The following is a 20,691-nucleotide window of genomic DNA, read 5'->3' on the forward strand; positions in this document are numbered from 1 at the left end:
CACTCTAACACAAAACTAACCAAATCCGAACTCGCCGACGAGCTGCCCGCCGCCTGGCTCGACGACGCCCCGGACACCACCGAGGCCCGGGCGCGGCTGCGCGGCTGCGTCGAGGTGCACGCCGAGCCGCCGGAGGTCCGGTTCCGCGACTTCCTCCTCGTGTTCCTGGCCGAGGCCGAGGAGGAGCGGCACGCCGAGGCCATCGCCGAGGCGGCGCTGCGCGAGGTCGCACCGGGCACCGCCCGGCGGGGCATCGCCGTGGGACGGCGCTGCGCCGTGGTCGTCGCCAGCTCCGGCGAAGTCGGCCGGCCGTGCGCCGAGGACGCCGATTCACTGGCCCGTTTCGACACGCCGATCCGGGCGCTGCTGGCCTGATCAGGGGGTGTCGCGGCCGGCCGGGAGGGGTAGACAGGACGTATGGCCGTCGCGAGTCACCTGGAAACCGAACTGAAGTACGAGGCGGGCGCCCAGCTGCCCGCGCTCGACGAGCTGCCCGGAGTGTCCGGGGTGGAGGGTCCGGAGGAGGTGCGGCTGTCGGCCGTCTACTTCGACACGACCGACCTCCGGCTCGCACGGCACGGCGCGACGCTGCGCAGGCGCACGGGTGGCGCCGACGAGGGCTGGCACCTGAAGGTCCCCGTCGGTGACGACTCGCGCGTCGAGCTGCGGCTCCCGCTCGACGACGGGCCCGCGACCAACACACCACCCGCGGAGCTGGCCCAGCTGACCTTCGGCATGGCGCGCGGCGCGGAGATCCGGCCGGTGGCGCTGCTCAAGACGAAGCGCCGCACCTGGCGGCTGACCGGGCCGGACGGCGAGTTCCTGGCCGAGGTCGCCGCCGACCGGGTGAACGCGCGCCGCCTGGACGGCTCGTCGACGGTGGACAAGTGGCGCGAGCTGGAGGTGGAGCTGGCCGACCCCGCGACGGGTCCCGCGCTGGACCAGGCGCTGCGCAAGGCGGGCCTGCGCCGCTCGAAGCACAGCTCGAAGCTGGCGCGCGTGCTGCCGGTGCCGGCCGCGCCGCCGGTCGGGGACTCGGCGGGCGACGTGTTGCTGGCCTACCTGCGCGAGCAGTACGACGAGCTGGTGAAGCAGGACCTGCGGGTGCGGCGCGACGAGCCGGACTCGGTGCACCAGATGCGTGTGTCGGCGCGCCGGCTGCGCAGCGCGCTGCGGACGTACGAGCGGTTGCTGCCCGGCACCTCGCGGATGCGGGAAGACCTGCGCTGGTTGGGCCACCAGCTCGCCGAGCCGCGTGACCTGGAGGTGCAGCAGGAGCACTTCCGGTCGGAGGTGGCCGGGTTGCCCGACGAGCTGGTGGTCGGCCCGGTGGCCGCGCGGTTCACCCGCCACTTCGGCCCGGTGCTGGCGGCCGCGCGGGAGAACGTGCTGAAGACGTTGGCGAGCAAGCGGTACCGCCGGCTGCTCGACACGGTGGACAAGCTGCTGTCGGACCCGCCGCTGACCGAGCGCGCGGCCCGGCCGGCCGCCGGTGAGCTGCCGAAGCACCTGCGGCGTGCGTACCGGCGGACGGAGCGTCGCGTGCGCTCGGAGCCGATGCACGAGGTGCGGAAGGCGGCGAAGGGGTACCGCTACGCGTTGGAGGTGGCCGAGCCCGCGGTGGGCAAGAAGGCCCGACGGGCACGCGTCGCGGCCAAGGACCTGACGAAGCTACTCGGCGAGCACCAGGACGGCGTGGTGGCGCGGCCCCTGCTGCGTGAGCTGGGCATGCGCGCGCACCTGGCCGGCGAGAACGGGTTCACGTTCGGGTTGCTGCACGAACGGGAGCACGCGCGCTGCGCCGAGGTCGAGCGCGTGTACCCGGAGTACTGGAAGCGGGTGCGGAAGACGCGCCTGAAGTGAGGTGTCGCGTGTCGGGGGCTGGCCTCCGGCCCCCGGTTCCATTGTCCCACGCGGTACCGACAGTGCTCGGGAGCTGACTGGTGGGAGCGCTCCTCGCCCTGGCACACGGGGGGACGCGGCCGGCAGGGGGTGACGTTCTCGCACTGGTGTGCTCGCTGCTGGCGTCCGGCTGATTTTCGCGGCGTTGTCGGTGGGCGATGGCAGAGTGCCGGGCATGAGGGACTTCTTCGCGTCGCCCGGTCCGATGACCGGCGACCTCGACGGTGTGCTGGCCGGACTGACGGCGGACGTGGCCGGGCTGGCCGCGGTCGGCCACGGGTTGATGATCCACGAGCACCTGGCCGGCGCCTACGGCGTGAACTTCGACGCGGGCGACCGGGAGACCGTGCACGTGCGGCCGGTGCCGCGATTACTCGAGCGGGTCCTCGCGGTGTCGCCGGCACCGCTCACCACGCCCCGCCCGCTGAAGCTGCGGATCGCGGGGAACTGCCGGCAGTTCACCGTGCTGATGGTGGCGGCGCTGCGTGCCCGGGGCGTGCCGGCGCGGGCGAGGTGCGGGTTCGGCGGCTACTTCACGCCCGGCTTCTTCGAGGACCACTGGGTGTGCGAGTACTGGACGGACGAGCGGTGGCGCCTGGTCGACGGCCAGATCGACGACAGGCAGCTGGCCATGTTCCCGATCGACTTCGACGTGACCGACGTGCCGCGTGCGGCGTTCCTCGTCGGCGGCGACGCGTGGCGGCGGTACCGGCGGGGCGAGGTGTCGGAGAACGCGTTCGGACTGACGGTCACCGCGGAGTCCGGCGCGTGGTGGATCGCGCAGAACCTGCTGCGGGACGCGGCGGCGCTGCGGAAGGTCGAGCTGCTGCCGTGGGACACCTGGGGCGCGATGCCGGGCCCCGGCGAGCCGATCGACGAGGAGCTGTTCGACCGGCTCGCCGAGGCCACGCTGGACCCGGAGCTGGCCGGCCTGCCGGAGCTGATGGCCGACCCGAGGCTGCGCGTCCCGCGCGCGGTGCGCAACGCGGTGCGGGACGCGGAGGAGGTGGTGCTGCCGGCTGCGCCGGGGCGCGTTCCCTCCTAACGTGGGCCCATGACACTGGCGAACACCGGTGGGAACCGGGACTCCGGTCGGGACTTCCTGGCCGTCAACCCTGTCTTCGTCGCCGAACCCGTGGAGGTGCCGCGGAACTCGCTGCCTTCCGGCGGCTTGGCGCCGGACGTCGCGTACCAGGTCGTGCATGACGAGCTCATGCTCGACGGGAACGCGCGGCTCAACCTGGCCACGTTCGTGACGACGTGGATGGAGCCCACCGCCGAGCGGCTGATGGCGGAGTGCTTCGACAAGAACATGGTCGACAAGGACGAGTACCCGCGCACCGCCGCCCTGGAGGAGCGGTGCGTGCGGATGCTCGCCGAGCTGTGGCACGCCCCCGACGCGTCGACCGCCATCGGCTGCTCCACCACGGGGTCCAGCGAGGCGTGCATGCTCGCCGGCCTCGCGATGAAGCGGCGCTGGCAGCACCGCACCGGCGGCCGGGGCCGGCCGAACATCGTCATGGGCGCCAACGTCCAGATCTGCTGGGAGAAGTTCGCCAACTACTGGGACGTGGAGGCCCGCCTGGTGCCGATGGAGGGCGACCGCTTCCACCTGACCGCCGAGGAGGCCGTGCGGCGCTGCGACGAGAACACCATCGGGGTCGTGGCAGTCCTGGGCTCGACCTTCGACGGGAGCTACGAGCCGGTGGCGGAGATCTGCGCCGCCCTCGACGAGCACCACCCACACGTACCGGTCCACGTCGACGGCGCGTCCGGCGCGATGATCGCACCGTTCTGCGACCCCGAGCTGGAGTGGGACTTCCGCCTGGCGCGGGTGTGCTCGATCAACACGTCCGGCCACAAGTACGGCCTCGTCTACCCGGGGGTGGGCTGGGTCGTCTGGCGCGACCGGGAGGCGCTGCCGGAGGACCTGGTGTTCCACGTCAACTACCTTGGCGGCGACATGCCGACGTTCGCGCTGAACTTCTCCCGCCCGGGTGCACAGGTGGTGGCGCAGTACTTCATGTTCCTCCGCCTCGGCTTCGACGGCTACCGCCGAGTGCAGCGGTACTGCCGCGAGGTGGCCACGTCGTTGTCGGACCGGATCGCCGCCCTGGGACCGTTCCGCCTCCTGACACGAGGTGACGAACTACCGGTCTTCGCCTTCACCCTCGACGACGACGTCACGGCCTACTCGGTCTTCGACGTCTCGGCCCACCTACGCGAGGCCGGCTGGCTGGTCCCGGCTTACACCTTCCCCGACAACCGCGCCGACCTGTCCGTCCTCCGCATCGTGATACGCAACGGCATGACCCACGACCTGGCCGACCTGCTCGTGGAAGACCTCCGCCGCGTGGTCGCCCGCCTGGAGGAACAGGAGAGACCCCTCCGCGGCAAGGAGGCCAGCTCCTTCTCCCACGGCGCCCGCTGAGACCCTGCAGCGACTGGCCGTGGCACCCGACCTCAACTCCTCCTCGGCGAGGCCGGGCGCCGCGCGTCGCGCCGCGACGCCGGACAGTGACGGCGTCGAGTGCGTGGTCACCGTGCCCGTGCATGACAAAAAGGCGACAGTTCTGGCCGGGACCGCCCTCTAGCTGCTCTTCTCGGAGAACAGGGGGCCGGATGAGCAATTGCCGGGCGTCTCGTTCTTGTGCCGGCAGTAGACGCGGCTGCATCCTGTTGCCGGGGTGAGTCGTGTGGACGTTCAACAGACGGTGCATCAAACAATCTGCGCGGTTGACATCGCCGGTTACGGCAACGGCACCCGGACACGGCGGGACCTCGGTTCGCTACGTGCGGGAATGTACGAGTCGTTCCGGCGGGCGTTCGCCGCGGTGGGCATCCAGTGGGAGCAGTGCTTCACGCAGGACGGGGGCGACTCCATTCTCGCGCTGGTTCCCGGGGACGTGCCGAAGGAGGCAATTGCCGGAGACCTGCCTAACGCGTTGCTCGCCGCCCTGTGCGCGCACAACCAGTTGCGCCCGCCGGATGATCAGCTGAAACTGCGCATGACATTGCACGCGGGCGAGGTCACCTACGATGATCACGGGGTGAGCTCGACAGCCATCATCGAGGCGAGCCGTCTGCTCGACGCGCCGCCGCTGAAGGAGGCGCTGGCGGAGTCGTCGGCGTCGCTGGCTGTCATCGCGTCCGAGTATTTCTTCTCGGAGGTGATCTGGCATGACCCCGGATACGAGCCGGACGCGTATCGGAAGGTCGCCGTCAGGGTCAAGCAGTTCTCCGGCTTCGGTTGGATCCGCCTGCCCGGCCACGAGCTGCCGCCGGTCGAACCGCCGAACGGCACACCAGTCGGACCAGCGGAGGGAACCCCGCTCGGACCGGCGAACGGAAGACCGGTCGGCTCGGCGGACGAAACACCGGTCGCACCCCCGAACGGAACACCGACCGGACGGGCGAACGGAACATCAGCCGGATGGGCGAACGGATCGTCCATCGAAACGTCAAACGGATCGTTCACCGGAACGCCGAACGGCTCGCCCGCCGGAGCGTCGAACGAGCCGCTGGAGCGGCTGCCGGTCGACGCCCCGGTCACGCAACGGGAGACACCGCTGGTCGTGTCGCGGGAGCGGCCGATGTTCATAGTCCCGCCGCTGCGCCCGGCATCCCCGGAGTTCTACGAGTTCGTCAACGCGCTCGAGAGCATTCCGTGCATGCGCAACGAGGACACGCGTGCGCAGGTCGTCGACCAGCTCCGCTTCGCCGGCATGGTCAGGTACTTCCCCAGTCGGCGCGCGCACATCACCAGCATCCTGCGCACCTGCACCGACTTCGAGAACGGCGTGCTGGAGCTGGTGAACGTGATCGTGAACCAGGAGACCAACGACTCGGTGCCGCTACACGATTCAGTGTCACTGAAACGATTGTTGCCGCTGGTGACGGTCGACGGGTTGTAACGATCAAGCACGTCCGAGCGAACGGCTAACGGTGGAAGGGGGCAGACCCCGTGACGTCGAGCAACGGTGGCACCTTGCTGCCGCTGGTCAAGGCGTTCGCGTTGCTGCCCTGCATGCAAACGGTCCAGGACAGAAACTTCGTGGTGCTACTGCTCGGGGATCGGCTCGGCACGATCCTCCAGATCGAGGAGAGCCCGCGTAAGCTCACGCACCTTTTCAGCGTCGTGCAGGCCTGCGACCGCCGTCCGGACGGCCTGCAGGCATTGCTCGACGTCGTGCGGGAGCTTGATCCGGGCACCATTCATCTGCGATTCGTGGAGCGGATGATCGCGGAACGTACCGCGCTGCCGTTGTGGCCGAAGGAGGAACGCGACTCGCTCTTCGCGTTGCTGTCGGGCATGCCCTTCAAGGACCTGATCGAGCTGTACCGGCAGGTCGCCGGTGCCGGTGCGCCCGAGTTGCCCGCCGAGTCCAGCTATCGCGAGGTGTTCCTCACCTTGGAGACGATGAACGCCGACCCGAACGGCCTGCCGAAGGCGATCCTGTTCGTCGAGCAGCTGGCGAGCGGACGGCGGCACGAGCTGTCGATCGAACTGCGGCGGTGGTCCGATCGACAGGCGAGTAGGTTGGGTGTCATCACCGAACTGCAGAAGACGCGCCGCGAGCTGAAGGCGCCGCCACCCGGGCCGCCCCCGAACTCGCCGGCCTATCTCGTGTTCATGCTGCGCCGGGTCGGGCTCACCGGTGACCAGTACCAGCTGTTCAACTGGTCCCAGCTCGATCTCTCGGAAGGCTGGCACCCCGAGCGCGGTGACGACTTCACGGGCACGATCGACGAGGTCAAGCGGCAGGTCGCGGAGCTGATCGAGTCGGTGGAAATCAAATGGGCCCGGTACCGGCCCGACATCCGCATCGAGATGGTTCTTTCGGGTGAACTGCTGAACCTCGACGTCGACCAGTGGTCCTGGGAAGTGGAAAGCACGATTCCGGCGATCCCGATCGGATGTCGTTACGCGTTCGCAATTCGCTCACTGGAGCGAATGATGTCCGGCAAGTGGCACCGTTCGTGGCACATGCGGTGGAGTGTTCTCGCTGGTCAGCTTCAAACAGGCGCGATAGAGCCGGACTCCCATCACCGGATCGAGGCGGGTGACAGCATCCGTAAGCTGGTCGCCGATTTCGAGAACAACCCGAGCGTGGTCTCCCTGATGCTGAGCAAGCCGCCGGAAGCCGTCGAGGACGGCGGCCCTGAGGTCCGCGTTGGATTGCGAGCCGGATTGCCCGTCATCGTGTGGTCTCGTGAGAACTGCGATTCCGAAGAGTTCTTGACCGCGGTACGCCAACTCCTGCATGGTGATGGTTCGGGTGACGTTCTGCATCGTGTGAAACAGATTAGGACGACGGCCTACCAGTCACACGCCGGACATGTCGGCCATTCTCTCGCGCTGATGTGGGACGACCCGGAACGACTGGTCGTGCCGGCCGACCTCGGTCCTCCTCGTGATCCCAGGGAGGCGGCGTGAGCGCGGAAGCGGTGGGGGCCGCACCGGTGCACTGGCACGTGTACCGCGGCACGGGCCGGCCCGGGTTCGTGGCGAAGCTGCCCGACCCGCCGCCCTGGCGGCGTTTCTCGGGTGAGCCGGTGTGCCAGGTGCCGACCGGTGACGGCGGCGAGGCCAACCGGCACATCGGCGGCACGCCTGGCGCGGGGTGGGTGCCGAGCCCGCGTGAGGTGTCGATGGTCAACGCCGCGATCTACCTGCGGCGGCCGTTGCTGGTGACGGGCCGGCCGGGGACGGGGAAGTCGAGCCTGGCGTACCTGATCGCGCGTGAGCTGGGGCTCGGTCCGGTGCTGCGTTGGCCGGTCACGTCGCGGACGGCGTTGAAGGACGGGCTGTACCTGTACGACGCGATCGGGCGGGTGCAGGAGATCAACGCGCGGCAGGGCGAGGAACCCGACATCGGTGAGTTCGTGCACCTGGGCCCGTTGGGGACGGCGTTGCTGCCGTATGAGCGGCCGCGGGTGCTGTTGGTCGACGAGTTGGACAAGAGCGACATCGACCTGCCCAACGACCTGCTCAACGTGTTCGAGAACGGTGAGTTCGAGATCGACGAGCTGACCCGGATCGCGGCGCGGCACCCGGAGGTGGCGGTGCTGACCGCGGACCGGGAGGGCTCGGCGGTGGTGCGGCGCGGGCGGGTGCGGTGTCGCGCGTTCCCGGTCGTGATCATCACGTCGAACGGGGAGCGGGAGTTCCCCGCGCCGTTCCTGCGGCGGTGCCTGAAGCTGCACGTGGAGCCGCCGACGCCGCAGCAGCTCGGCGCGATGGTGGCCGCGCAGTTCGGCGACACGGACGGGGTCGACATCTCGCGGCTGATCTCGGAGTTCCTCGCCCGCAGCGAGGAGACCGGCGGCCTGGCGTCCGACCAGCTGCTCAACGCCGTGCACCTGGCGATGGAACTCGCCACGTCCGGCGCCTACCAACCGGACGACGACTGGCAGGAACTGCTGACCGCCATCTGGCACCCCCTGACCTCCACCGCGGAGGCTGGATGAGATGAGCGGCCTGCCACTGGATGATCCGCCCGACGGCGGACCTGGCCTGGATTCGGGCGTCATGCCGCATCTGGACGTCCAGGAGGCGGACCAGTCGCGCCTGGCCACGGCGGACCTCGAGTGGCGGGAGGTCCGCGACGCGCTCTGGCTGGCGGGCACGCTCTCTCCCACGACGCCGCCCGAGCCGCGGCCCGCGCCACCCCCACCCGGGGCGCCCGCGCACCCACCGCAACCGCCGCCGACCGCGGTGCGGCCACCCGACGAGCCCCCACCCGTCCCGCCGCCGACCGAACACGCACCGGAACCGGTGCCACGGGCCCAGGACTGGTCCGTCGGCCGCCCGCACCCCGTGCGCGGGACGGTGTTCGACCGGGGCGTGTCGGCCGCGCCGCTGGTCTGGCCGGCGACCCCGGCACTGCCCAACGGCCGGTTGATCTCCCGCGCGCTGCGCCCGCTGGCCCGCCGCGCGCAGTCGCCGTGGCGCAAGGAGCTGGACGAGGAGGCCACCGCGGAGCGCGCGGCGCAGGACCGGATGTGGCTGCCGGAGTTCCGCCCCGAGCAGTGGCACGAGTTCGAGCTGGTGATCGTGGTGGACACCGCGGGGGCGGCGGAGGTCTGGCAACAGGTGGTGCGCGAGCTGTGCGACCTCCTGCGGCGGCAGGGCGCGTTCCGCAACCTGCGGGTCCTGCTGCTGAACGGCGCGAGCACCGGTGACGTGGTGCTGCGTGCCGACGGCGGGGAAGGCGCGGTGACCGGTTGGCGCGACCAGCTGGACCCGACCGGCCGCACGCTGTTCCTGGTGCTGACCGACGGCATCGGCGACGGCTGGCGCAGCGGTGCCGTGACGCGTGTGCTCGCCTCGTGGGCGAGGCAGACGCCGGTGGCGCTGGTCAACCTGCTCCCGCAGCGGCTGTGGCACCTGAGCCGCCTGACCCCGCGCCACGTCGCCCTGCGTGCCGCGGCCCCCGGGGTGCCCAACACCCGCCTGCGCGTGCGAGCCGAGGCCGGTCTGTCCATCAAGGACGACTCGGCGGTGCCGATTCCCGTGCTGGGTCTGGAGCCCGAGTGGTGGTCGGCGTGGGCGCGCCTGTTCGCCGTCCGGGGCGCCGGCTGGGTGCGCACCACGACGGTATTCGTGGAGCCCGACGCGGTGGTGGAGGAACCGGTGGTCGGCCCCCATTCCCCGCAGGAGGAAATCCCCCCGCGGGAACGGGTGCTCAGATTCCGGACCTTCGCGTCGGTCCCGGCCTTCCAACTGGCCGGCCTACTGGCCGCCGTCCCGCTGTCGTTGCCGACGATAAAGTTGGTGCAAAGAGTCCTCCTGCCCAGCGCCGACCTTTCCGCGGTGGCGGAGGTGGTACTCGGCGGACTGCTCAGGAAAACCCACTTCCGCCCCGACGACAAAGACGCCGTCGGCTACGAGTTCCACAAGGGCGTACGCGAAGAACTCCTGTCCGGCGGCCGCCGGAGCGACACCGTCCGGGTGGCCCGCCTCATCGGCGACTACCTGGGCCAGCGTAACCCGATCGTGCGAAATTTCCGGGACGCCCTCACCGACCCCGACAACACTCCCGACCCCGAACCGACGGCGGAGGCGCGCCCGTACATCCGGGTCCAGGAGGCCGTCTTCCGGGCCTTGTCAGGAGCCTACTCACCCCGAGCGGCCCGACTGCGGAGCAAGCTGCGAAGCCGGCCGGAGGACCCGGATGGACCATCCGGCCCGGAGAGCGCGAGTGGATCACCCGCCGCTACGATCACCGCGCCTGAATCGTTTCCGCAGCCAGAAGGAATCCCACCGGTGACCGACACAGTTCCGCAGTTATCGGATGAAGGAGGCGGCATGACCGCGCCCGAGTCAACTCGTTCAGACGAAAGTGCGCGGACCTTGGCGCGGCAACCGCAGATCTGGGGAGAGGTGCCGCTGCGGAACCCGGACTTCGTCGGCCGGCAGAATCTTCTCGAGCAACTGCGTGTGCGCCTACTGGAGCCAAGCGACCAGGCTACCGCCGTGCTGCCCGAGGCACTGCACGGAATGGGCGGTGTCGGCAAGTCGCAGACCGTCGTGGAATACATCTACCGCCACGCTTCGGAATACGACCTCGTGTGGTGGATTCCGTCCGAGCACCCCTCGAACATCCGGAAGAGTTTCGTGGACCTCGCGAAGCGACTCGGGATCAACGTGAGCAGCGCGGAGACAGCGGCGCCGGCCGTGCTCGAGACACTGCGCAGCGGCAAACAGAGCCGCCGCTGGATCCTGGTGTTCGACAACGCCGAAGACCCGGACGCGGTTCGCGGGTTCCTGCCGACCGGCCTCGGTCACGTGGTGGTCACCTCCCGCAACGCCGACTGGGCCGGCGTGGCCCGCACGGTCGAGGTCGACCTGTTCACCCGCGAGGAGAGCAAGGAACTGTTGCGCCGCAGGGGCGGTGGGAACATCACCGACAGGGACGCGGACCTCCTCGCCGAGGCCTTGGGCGACCTGCCGCTCGCGGTCGAGCAGGCCGCGTCCTGGCGCGCGCAGACCGGCATGCCGGTGCCCGAGTACGTCGATCTGCTGGAGAAGAACAGCGCGGAACTGCTGAAGGCGGGCACCCCGCGCAAGTACGAGATCCCGGTGGCGGCCGCGTGGAACGTGCCACTGAACCGCCTGAAGGAGGATCGGAGGGGCGCTCTCGAACTGCTGCAGGTGTGCGCGTTCTTCAGCCCGGAACCGATCTCCCGCAGCCTGTTCACCGGCGTGCGCGGCGCTCCGGTACCCAAGGGCCTGGCAGAAGCACTGAGCGACCCGATCAAGCTGAACACCGCGATCCGCGAGATCAACCGCTACAGCCTCGCCAAGATCGACCACAGCCGCAACACCCTCCAACTCCACCGCCTCGTCCAAGCGGTCCTCCGCGATCAAATGGACCGCTCCGATTGGGACGACATGCGTCACTCGGTTCACCTGATGCTCGTCAACGGTGACCCAGGGGATCCGAACAGCAGCGCCAACTGGCCGATCTACGCCGACCTGCTGCCACACGTGATCAACTCCCGCGCCGTCGACTGCCGCGACACATGGGTGCGTACCCTCGTCACCAACCTCGTCCGGTATCTGATCAACGCCGGTGACTACCGGGGAGCGCTGAGTCTGGCGTCGAGTGCGTGGGAGGCTTGGAAAGCTTCGATCGGTGAGACCGAAGTCGACACGCTGGTCATGGGGCGGTATCTCGGCAGCGCCTATTTCCGTGTGGGACGCATGCAGGACGCTCGTGCGCTCAACAAGCGCGTGTACGAACTGATGCAGGCCCATCTCGGTGAAGACCACGAGGCCACCATTGCCATGGCTGAAGCCTTCCTTGCCGGGGCCCTGGCCGATGGAGAGTTCACCGCGCTCCGTGATCAGTCGGCGAGCAACTTGGAGCGCGCCCGGCGTGTGTTCGGCGAGGACGATCCACAAACGCTGAACTACGCCAACAACTACGCCGCCAGACTTCGTCTTACCGGCGAGTACTTCGTGGCCCGGGACCTCGACCAGGAGACCCTGCGGCGTAGGACGGCGATCCTCGGCGCCACACACGCGGCGACCTTGAACACCCGCAGCGGTTTCGCCATGGACAACCGTGAATGCGGCATGTACGTCGAGGCCTGTGAGATGCAGGAGGAGACGAGCGTCATCGCCACCGAGGTTCTTGGGCGGGACCACCCCGGCACCATCGGTGGTGACCGGTGCCTCGCGGTGGCACGGCGCAAGGCCGGGTTGCACGCCAGGGCCATGGAACTCACCGAGGATGTCTACAACCGCTACCGCCTGCGACACGGTGAGCGCCACATCGACACCGTGACCTCGATGATGGACATGACCACCGAACTCCGGCAGGTGGGTGACCTGGAGAAGTCACTGGACTTCGGGCTCCGCAGCGTTCGCGACTTCGAACATGTCTTCTACCCCGAGCACCCGTTCGTCATGATCGCGACGACCAACCTGGCGGTCACCCGACGGCTCATCGGTGATGTGGACGAGGCGCGGAAGCTGAACGAGCGCGCTGTCACCGGTTTCCTCACCAAACTGGACGAGGATCACCCGTACGTGCTCGTCGCCAAGGCGAACCTGGCGAGTGACCTCGCCGAACTCGGGCAGCTGGAGGAGGCACGTCAACTCGACGTGGACATCCTGGAGCGAACCACGAGGAAACTGGGACCGGAGCACCCGACCACGCTCGCTATCGCACACAACCTCTCGATCGACCTCAACCTGCTCGGCAATCCTGACGAGGCGGCGATCCTGCACACCAAGACGTCGGCCAGCTTCCGCAAGGTCCTTGGCGACGATCACCCAGCCACGCTGGCCGCCAGCCAAAACGTCAGGGCCAACTGTGATACGGACACCATGCAACTTTGACCACGTCCTGCGGAACTCGAATCCTCTTTCGAAAGGAAAGAGGCGCAGGCCTTCGCTCGGTTCAAGCTGATGGGGCACCGACAGGTGGCCCTAGCCAGGTGGACAGTTCGGCTGGCCTAGGCGTTCGTCCGCTGAGTGAGCGAATCCGGTCGTGCACCGCCACCGTGATCTCGGGGTGGTCGAGCAGTGCGGCCGCATCACTGCCCAGCCCGTGCAGCGCCAAGCCCAAGCCGACCCACGCCTGTTTGTCGTCAGGTTCCGCGCGTAGCTGGTGTTCGTAGGCGGTCGCCGCGTCCGCGAGGTTGCCCGTGCACAGTGCGACGTCCGCGTGAGGTGTCGTGCTGGGTAATGTGGCTGGCCGCTGGACCAGGGAGGCGAACAACTCCGGATCGACTGCTTTCGCGTGCAGCAGGATTCGCCGACTGGTTGGCAGGCGTTGCGCGTTCCCGGTGACGACGGTGGAGCTACCGGAACAAGTAGGAGGTGACGGGGCTCCGTCGAGCCAGGCAGTCGCGAGTAGGTCGACGGTCGTGGCATCCGGTCGAGCATGACGTAGGCGCCACAGCGCCTGATGGTCGTCGAGCATGGCGTCGACTGTCTCTGACAGCATCGTGTCGACCGGTATCCGCTCACAGGTGCTGAGTCGCGCGGACACCGCCTCGACCAGTGCCGCGCCGGGCCGGGTCAGGTGTCCGCTCGTCGTCAACGTGTTGATCGCTCGCCGCACCTGTGCCCCGCGGAAGGCGATCTCGAACGCGATGCGGCGAGTCTCGTGCTCCTGTGCCGTCAGCTCCTGTGCCAGCCAGAACTCGACACCGCCGGTGAACGCGTAGACGCCGTGCATGACGCCGACGAGCGGACGTGGATCATCGCGCCAGGGAGCCAGGTACCGGGCACTGTTGTCGCCGTCGGTAAGTCTCACCAGTGCCAGCACGGCGTTGAGCTTCGAGTGTTGCATCTCGTGTACAAGTGTCTCGGCGAACTCCGGTGCCGACTGGTTCACGGACAACCCGACTCCGCCGAAGGCCGCCGACGCCGACGCTCCGACGGTGTCGGCGTCCGGTTCGATCGGTACGAGCATCCGTAGCCCGGCGGCGAGTTCTCGCGCGTGCCGGGGATGGTTGAGCGTCAGAACGTCCCATGCCTCGTTGAGCAACTTGTGCCATTCCGCGGAGTCCGAGTCCGTCAGGGCAACCGGCGCCACGGGCTCGTCGAAATCGTGGAACGGGTCCGCGCCGTCGATCCAGACCTGGAGCGTCACGCCACGGCTGGTGTTCACGTACTGCTCGGTCGGCGTGAACGCGGAGTCCGTGCCGTCCAGGGGAACACTCACCGCAGGACCGACCAGGATCCGGGAGTTCGCTCCCGCGCAGGAGACTTCCACCGAACCAGCCGGAAACGCCCCTGGCACTCGCAGGTGCCCGACGGTCGGGAGGGAGACGATCCCGTGCCAGACCGGCACCTGGAGACTGCAGTGGTAGTCGGATCTGATCGCGGCCGCGACGGCGACCAGATGCAGATAGCCGAGTTCCCGCCACGGCGTGGTCTGGTTCGGCCGCGTGCGGTGCAGAGCACGCGTGAGCCAGACGCCAACGGTCGGGTACAGGAGGATGTCGGCCACCGCTTCGGGATTCCGGCGTTCGGCCTCGGCGAGCACGCGCCACGCCTCCTCCGGCCGTACCTGCTTGCCCACGGTGGCCGGGTTGTTTCGCAGTTGGTCGAGCAGCGCACGGAAGGCCAGCCGGCGATAGCTGTGCTGAGTTGCTTCCAGCAGCACCATGCTGTCACCGGTGATGGGGCCGGAGCACAACTGGAGGAACGTAGTTCGAGTCAACCGGTGCGTGGTCAGCGCTTCTCCCGACAGGTCCTCAGTGACGGCTACCAAGCGGCGTAGCCTGCACCTGAACTTCGCTTCCGGTGACGTGTTCGGCTGTCGCGTACATCCGCTCCAGCGCGTCTGCCAGCGCTGATGAGTTCAGGGTGCGCAGTTCGGCCAGTGGGACAGCCGTCAGGTCGACAATGTGGGAGTCGAGATCGGCGTCTGTCAGGTTTGCCATGCTGCCTCCCCGAACTGTCACAGATTCAGCTCAATGGTACCTGTTTTTCAACGCTTTCAAGGGAGTCGGGAGTTGTCCCGTTTTTGCCAACTATGCGGATCGGTGCGTGGACGGGCGTTCGGGCAGGTCCGCGGGCGTGATGTGGGGGAAGAAGGCGCGACCGTCCACAGTAGACATACGAGTGAACAGGTGGCCGAATGCCTCCGTGATTGCCCTGGTCTCGGGGTTTTTCGCGCGTAGTGTCGGGATCGCGGTAGTGGTGGGGGCGCAGTCCTCGGTCATGGGGGTCAGGACCGCGTCCGGGCCCAGTTCTACGAAGGTTCTCACGCCTCGGGTGGTCAGGGTGGTCACCGCGTCGGTGAAGCGGACCGGAGATCTGGTCTGTTCGGCCCAGTAGCGCGGGGTCAGGTCCGCTTCGGTGCCGGTCATCGTCGAGATCAACGGGATCGTCGGAGGGTGGTGGGGGATGGTTGCGGCTATGGCCTCGAACTTCGGCAGTATCGGGGTCATCAGTGGGGAGTGGAACGCGTGGGAGACGGGCAGGGGCTGGGTCTTGCGGCCCCGGTCGGCCAGTTCTTCCGCCGCTGCCAGGGTTGCGGCCGACTCGCCCGAGAGGACCAGCGACGTTGGGCCGTTGACCGCCGCTATCGCCACCGTGGGCGACAGGAGTGGCGCCACCTCGGCCTCCGTCGCCTCCACTGCCACCATCGCGCCGCCTCGGGGGAGGGCCTGCATCAGGCGGGCGCGGGCGGCTACCAGGTGGGCGGCGTCCGCCAGCGACCACACGCCTGCGGCATGTGCGGCCGCCAGTTCGCCCACCGAGTGGCCCGCTACGTAGTCCGGGTGCACCTCCCACGACTCCAGCAGGCGGAACAGTGCCACCTCCAGGGCGAACAGCGCCGGCTGCGCGAACTCCGTCTCGTGCAGGGCCTCCGTGTTGAGCACCTCGGTCAGCGGGCGGGGTAGGTGGGGGTCCAGTGCCGCGCACGCCTCGCCGAACGCCTCCGCGAACACCGGGAACGTCGCCGCCAGTTCGGTGCCCATGCCCACGTGTTGGGCGCCCTGCCCGGTGAACAGGAACGCGACGGGGTCTTCGGTGGCCACTGTGGACGGTGTAGACGCCAGACCTGCCAGCAGTTCCGCGCGGTCGGCGCCCACCGCCGCGGCTCGGTGCCGGGCTGGTTCGGACCGCGGTAGCGCCGCGCCCACCGCGGCCACGTCCACGTCGCCGACGGTCGACGCCAGCCACGCCGCCTTCTCCCGCAGGGCCTGTTCGGTTTCCGCGGACAGCAGCCACGGGATGACCGGTGGTGCGGTGAGTGGCTCGATCGGCGGTGCTGCCTCGATGGTCATGCCGGGCAGGGCCACCGTCTGGCCACGGGCACCCATGATGGCCTCGACGACCGACTTCGAGTCCACAGCAGACCGCGTCGAGGCGCGCAGTACCGCCAGTACCGGGTGGCCGTTCGCCGTTGCCACCGGCAGGCTTTCCAGCACCAGCATGCCCGCGACCGCTGTCGTGCAGTCGCCCGACGACACCGCCTGGATGGCCAGGCTCAGGGCGGCCGCCGAGCCGGAGGCGAACACCGCGGTGTCCGGGCCACGCCAGGAACTCGGCTCCACGCGGCCCATCGCCACGATCGCTACCGGGTGCTCCTGCCACCGCGGGGTTTCCGCGGGCTCCGGCGCCGGGGCGATGTCGAGGAGGTCCAGCAGGTGGTCGGCCAGGGCGTCCGGGGTCGGGTGGTCGGTCACCACGTGTGCCGGGAGGTCCAGACCGGTCGCCACGCACAGGCGGGTGCACAGCCGCACCGTCGTCACCCAGTCCAGGGCCAGTTCCTGGACGGGTTTGCCCAGGACGCCGGTGATCTCCTGGTGGACGACGTCCCGCAGCACCTGGCGGCGGTCGTCCGCGGCCAGTACCCGCTCACGCAACGCCGCGCGGACCGCGTCGGCCGCCTGGGCGCCGCGCAGGCCCGCCACCACGCACGGTTCCGTCGCCGCCAGTGCGGCGTCCAGCATGCCCGGACGCCACGACGCCGGCAGCTCGGTGAAGCCCGGGCGCGTCCACGTCACGGCCACCGCCGGCAGCTCGAGTGCGTGCCGGTGGCGGACCAGTGCCTCGCCGACGGCCGTCGCCGCGGCGTCCGTCCCGGCGGACAGCAGTACGAACGCGGAGAGGGGGTGCGCCAGCGACGCCTCGTGCAGGGCCATCGCCTCGGCGGCGGACAGGTCCACGCCGATGACCGCGTTCACCGGGTGCTCGTCGAGCGAGGTGGTCAGCTCGGTCACCTCGTGCGCCTCGACCAGGTGGTGAGCCAGGGCCTCGTCCCCGCCGACCACCACCACCGCGCCGTGCAGCGGCGGGCCCGCGGAGGCGGCCGGTACCGACGTGTAGTTGGGGCGCAACAGCTCCCCGGCCCGCACGGCCAGCTCCTCCTCGCCCGACGCGACGGCCGCCGCCAGCAGGTCCTCGGTCACCGCGTCGGCGTCCACCAGCACCAGGCGGCCGGGGTGGCGCAGCTGCTGCGCGCGGCCCACGCCCCACGCGACGGCCCGGGCCGGGTCGGGGGCGTAGCCGCCGGCGTGCGTCGCGCCGTGGGTCAGCAGGACCAGGCGCGGGTCGGTGTGCTCGGCCAGCCACGCCACGACCAGGGCCGCCAGCGTGTCGGCGTCGTCGACGACGAAGCCGGGCGCGTCGATGCCGCTGGTCAGCTCCGCCGGGCCGGCCACCGCCCAGTCGCCCGGGGTCGCGGCGGGCTCGGGCAGCGGCTCCCAGTGCTGGGCGAACAGCGTGTCGTGCGTGCCGGCGGCCACCCCGAGCAGGCGCGCCGGCAGGCCGGGTAATCGGTGGCGCAGCGGCGAACCCGTGGCCGTGCGCGGGATCGCCCGCACCCCGTACAGCTCGGCCGGCACCGCGGCCGCGGGCAGTGCCGCCCGGCACGCCGCGAACAGGTCGACCGCGTCGACACCGTCGGCGACCACGTACGCGACCGGGCCGCCCGCGATCGCCGCGTCGCGAACACCCTCGACCGACCGCAGCGCGGCGTCGATCTGCTCCAGGCGGACCACCTCGTCGGCCACCCTGATCAGGTCGGTGGCGCGCCCGGTGACCGTCAGGCGGCCGGCCTCGTCGACCGTGCCGAGATCCCCCGTGTGGTACCAGCCCGCCGGCACGGTCGGGCCGCTCACCAGGATCTCGCCGTCGTCGGCGAGGCGCACGATCACACCGGGGAGCGGCACCAGACCGTCGTTGCCCGGCCGGCTCATCGCGACCGGTCCGGCCGCCTCGGTGATCGTGTACACGGTCAGCAGGGGCAGACGCGTGTTCGGCCGACCCGGACCGACCAGCAGGCCGAACCGGACACTCGGCGACACCCGCTGCAGCTGCGCCAGCAGCGCCGCGTTGGCGGCCACCACCGTGCTCTGCTGCTCGGCGAGCGCGTGCCGCACCTCGGTGCTGTTCAGGCCGGCGGCGAGCCAGACCGACGCACCGGTCGCGACGGCCGCGAACACGTGCGCGACCCCGCAGTGCAGCGGCAGCGCCCACAGGAGACGATGCGCCGCCGACAGCACGTCCGCGTACGAGCCCAGTGCCGACCACAGGACGTTGCGCTGGCTGGACGGCACCGTGCGGCGCGAACCCGTCACTCCCGCCGTGTGGCAGAGGAAGGACACGCCGTCGAGGTCGATCCCGTCCCGTGCCGCGGAAATCGGGTCGGTCGTCGCCAGCATCTCGTAGTCGAGCGCGGCACCGTCGTACGGCCCGTCGACGATGAGCGTCCGGGGTGACACCCGCGTCGCCCCCGTCGCGTCGGTGATCACCGTACTGGCGCCCGCGAGCAGCCGGTGCAGCTCTCGGTCGTCCACCGTGGAGTCGAGCGGTACGGCCACCGCGCCGGCCCGCACCGCGGCGAGGACGCTTTCGACGCCCGCGACGCCGTCGAGCAGGACGGCGACGCGGTCGGCCGGGCGCACCCCCAGATCGGCGAGGTGCCCGGCCAACCGCTCGGTGCGGGCGGCCAGCTCCGCGTGCGTCACCTCGCGCCGGACGTCGGCGAAGGCGATGCCGGTGCGGGTGGCCGCCGCCCGCAGCAGTTCGGGCAGCGGCCGGAGCTGCTCGGTACGCACAGGTCAGGCCGCGACGGCGGAGACCTGGATGGCCGCGTCGTGCTCGAGGATCCGCTGCTGCAGCTCCCGCAGCTCGCGGCCCGGCTCGAGACCGAGCCCGTCGATGAGCGCCTCGCGGGTGCGGCGGTAGATCCGCAGGGCGTCGGCCTGCCGGCCGGATCGGTACAGCGCCAGCATGAACTGCAGGCACAGCCGCTCGCGCAGCGGCTCGGTCGAGGTGAGGACCTCCAGCTCCGGCGTGATCTCCCGGTGCCGCCCGCACGCCAGCTCGGCGTCGAGGCGGTCCTCCAGTGCGGACAGCCGCTCGTCCTCGATGGCCGCCAGCTCGGACCAGTTGATGCCGGTCTCCACCAGGTCGGCCAGCGCGTGCCCACGCCAGAGCGACAGCGCGTCGCGCAGCAACTCCACGCCGTGGGCGGGCATTCCGCCGGTGATGGCGGTCCGGCCCTCGCGGACGAGCGCGCGGAACCGGTACAGGTCAACGGTGTTCGTGTCGACGCGCAGCTGGTAGCCGGGCGCGTGCGTGTGCAGTGCCGGTGCGTCGGCGTGGTTCGCGAGCATGCGCCGGATCGCGGACACCGCGTTCTGGACCATCTTGCGCGCCGTGGGCGGCGGGTTGCCCTCCCACATCGCCTGCAGGATATGGCTTGTCGGCACGACCTTGTTGGCGTGCAACACGAGATACCCGAGGATCGCCCGCTGCTTGACCCCGCCCAGCTCCAGCTGGACGCCGCCCGCGGTGACCTCGGTCGAACCGAGAACAGAGAACTGCATGATCTTTCTCCGAGTCCGAGAACCGGTCGCAGCGAGCTTGGCACCGCATGTCATCGCCCGGGAACCCCCGAGGTCACGAATCGTGAAATTCTCACGGGAACCGGTGAACGCGACACCGGTGAACCATTCACGACCGGTGAATGAGAAAGCGGCGAGCCGTTGATGAGCGAGGAACTTGTCGCCGCGCACCCGGTGCCGCACAGTTGAGTCAGGTGGTGCTCCCCATGGCAGGCCCACCGCCGGGGCGAGGCAGACGCACCGGCGGTGGCGCCAACGAAACACCGACCAGGCAGCCGCGCTGCCACCACCAGCGGCTGCCTCCTTTTACGTCATCCCATTCACCCGCGGTCACCACGAATTCCACCGGCCGGTAACTCCGCCCTCGCGTGCGGGGTTCCTCTGGCTGGTTCTCATGGCCCACATACGACCGCACTGCCTATTCTCGCCGGGAGGTCGGGGGAAAACCCCGGTAGTCCACATGGGACGGAAACGATGAAGACGTTGACGAAGCTCGGGGCGTTCGCACTGGCTCTGGTGCTGGTGTTCGGAAGCGCCTACGTGGTCGGCAGGATCGCCGGACCGGCGGCCGCCGCCCCGGCTCCGACGGCCGCCGCGGCCGAGGTCGAGCCAGCGGCGAGCGGTCTGGAGATGACGTCGGAGAGCATGGAGATCAAGGTGCTCACCGACTCGGTGCGGGCCGGGGTTCCGGTGACGTTCGCCTTCCAGATCCTGCAGTACGACGGCACGCCGCTGGTGAAGTACAAGGCGCAGCACGACAAGCTGCTGCACCTGATCGTCGCGCGGCGCGACCTCACCAACTTCCAGCACGTGCACCCCAACCTCGGCCCGGACGGGGTCTGGCGGGTGCCGCTGACCTTCCCGGAGGCCGGCGAGTACAAGGTCTTCGCCGACTTCTTCCCGCTGTGGGGCGTCCACAACGCGGTCGTCGGCTCGGACGTCTCGGTGGCGGGCGAC

The 20,691-nt window shown here is 69.8% G+C and carries 12 protein-coding genes and 1 pseudogene; 9 read left to right on the top strand and 4 right to left on the bottom strand.

Annotated features, from left to right (window positions below; genetic code table 11):
* The 8 genes from ACJ73U_RS28305 to fxsT all read left to right on the top strand — a co-directional run.
* Positions 1-375 (top strand): hypothetical protein (locus tag ACJ73U_RS28305; protein ID WP_407780772.1); only part of this gene is annotated, 375 nt, incomplete at its 5' end.
* Between the two features lie 42 nt (positions 376-417).
* The gene (locus ACJ73U_RS28310; protein ID WP_407780773.1) at positions 418-1,863 is read left to right on the top strand and encodes a CHAD domain-containing protein; all 1,446 of its coding nucleotides are present in this window, start codon (positions 418-420) and stop codon (positions 1,861-1,863) included.
* 214 nt (positions 1,864-2,077) lie between these two features.
* Entirely contained in the window at positions 2,078-2,947 is an 870-nt protein-coding gene (locus tag ACJ73U_RS28315; RefSeq protein ID WP_407780774.1) for a transglutaminase domain-containing protein, read from the top strand.
* 9 nt (positions 2,948-2,956) lie between these two features.
* Positions 2,957-4,333 carry a glutamate decarboxylase gene (locus ACJ73U_RS28320; protein ID WP_407780775.1) on the top strand — a complete coding sequence of 459 codons (1,377 nt, stop codon included), beginning with the start codon at positions 2,957-2,959 and terminating at the stop codon, positions 4,331-4,333.
* Between the two features lie 370 nt (positions 4,334-4,703).
* On the top strand, positions 4,704-5,816 hold the full coding sequence (locus ACJ73U_RS28325; RefSeq protein WP_407780776.1) for an effector-associated domain 2-containing protein: 1,113 nt from the start codon (positions 4,704-4,706) through the stop codon (positions 5,814-5,816).
* Positions 5,817-5,866: 50 nt separating this feature from the next.
* Positions 5,867-7,339 (top strand): effector-associated domain 2-containing protein, encoded by a 1,473-nt coding sequence (locus ACJ73U_RS28330; RefSeq protein ID WP_407780777.1) that lies wholly within the window; start codon positions 5,867-5,869, stop codon positions 7,337-7,339.
* A complete protein-coding gene (locus ACJ73U_RS28335) occupies positions 7,336-8,373 on the top strand; it encodes an AAA family ATPase (protein ID WP_407780778.1) in 1,038 nt (345 codons plus the stop codon). The genes ACJ73U_RS28330 and ACJ73U_RS28335 overlap by 4 nt, the downstream gene beginning before the upstream one ends.
* A 1-nt stretch (position 8,374) precedes the next feature.
* The gene (gene fxsT / locus ACJ73U_RS28340) at positions 8,375-12,754 is read left to right on the top strand and encodes an FxSxx-COOH system tetratricopeptide repeat protein (protein ID WP_407780779.1); all 4,380 of its coding nucleotides are present in this window, start codon (positions 8,375-8,377) and stop codon (positions 12,752-12,754) included.
* 61 nt (positions 12,755-12,815) lie between these two features.
* Here fxsT and ACJ73U_RS28345 read toward each other — a convergent pair whose 3' ends face one another.
* From ACJ73U_RS28345 to ACJ73U_RS28360, 4 genes are all read right to left on the bottom strand, one after another.
* Positions 12,816-14,639: an HEXXH motif domain-containing protein gene (locus ACJ73U_RS28345; protein ID WP_407780780.1), complete on the bottom strand. Its 1,824-nt coding sequence runs from the start codon at positions 14,637-14,639 to the stop codon at positions 12,816-12,818.
* Positions 14,623-14,811, bottom strand: coding sequence for an FxSxx-COOH cyclophane-containing RiPP peptide (gene fxsA / locus ACJ73U_RS28350; protein WP_407780781.1), 189 nt, complete (start codon positions 14,809-14,811; stop codon positions 14,623-14,625). The genes ACJ73U_RS28345 and fxsA overlap by 17 nt, the downstream gene beginning before the upstream one ends.
* Positions 14,812-14,901: 90 nt before the next feature.
* Positions 14,902-18,942, bottom strand: coding sequence for an acyltransferase domain-containing protein (locus ACJ73U_RS28355; RefSeq protein ID WP_407780782.1), 4,041 nt, complete (start codon positions 18,940-18,942; stop codon positions 14,902-14,904).
* A gap of 3 nt (positions 18,943-18,945) precedes the next feature.
* On the bottom strand, positions 18,946-19,716 hold the full coding sequence (locus tag ACJ73U_RS28360; RefSeq protein WP_407780783.1) for a BTAD domain-containing putative transcriptional regulator: 771 nt from the start codon (positions 19,714-19,716) through the stop codon (positions 18,946-18,948).
* A gap of 492 nt (positions 19,717-20,208) precedes the next feature.
* On the opposite strand from ACJ73U_RS28360, the pseudogene ACJ73U_RS28365 reads away from it, so the two are divergent.
* Positions 20,209-20,691: pseudogene (locus ACJ73U_RS28365) on the top strand (hypothetical protein); the annotation flags it as partial.

The sequence above is a fragment of the Actinophytocola sp. genome (assembly GCF_045807065.1).
GTDB lineage: Bacteria > Actinomycetota > Actinomycetes > Mycobacteriales > Pseudonocardiaceae > Actinophytocola.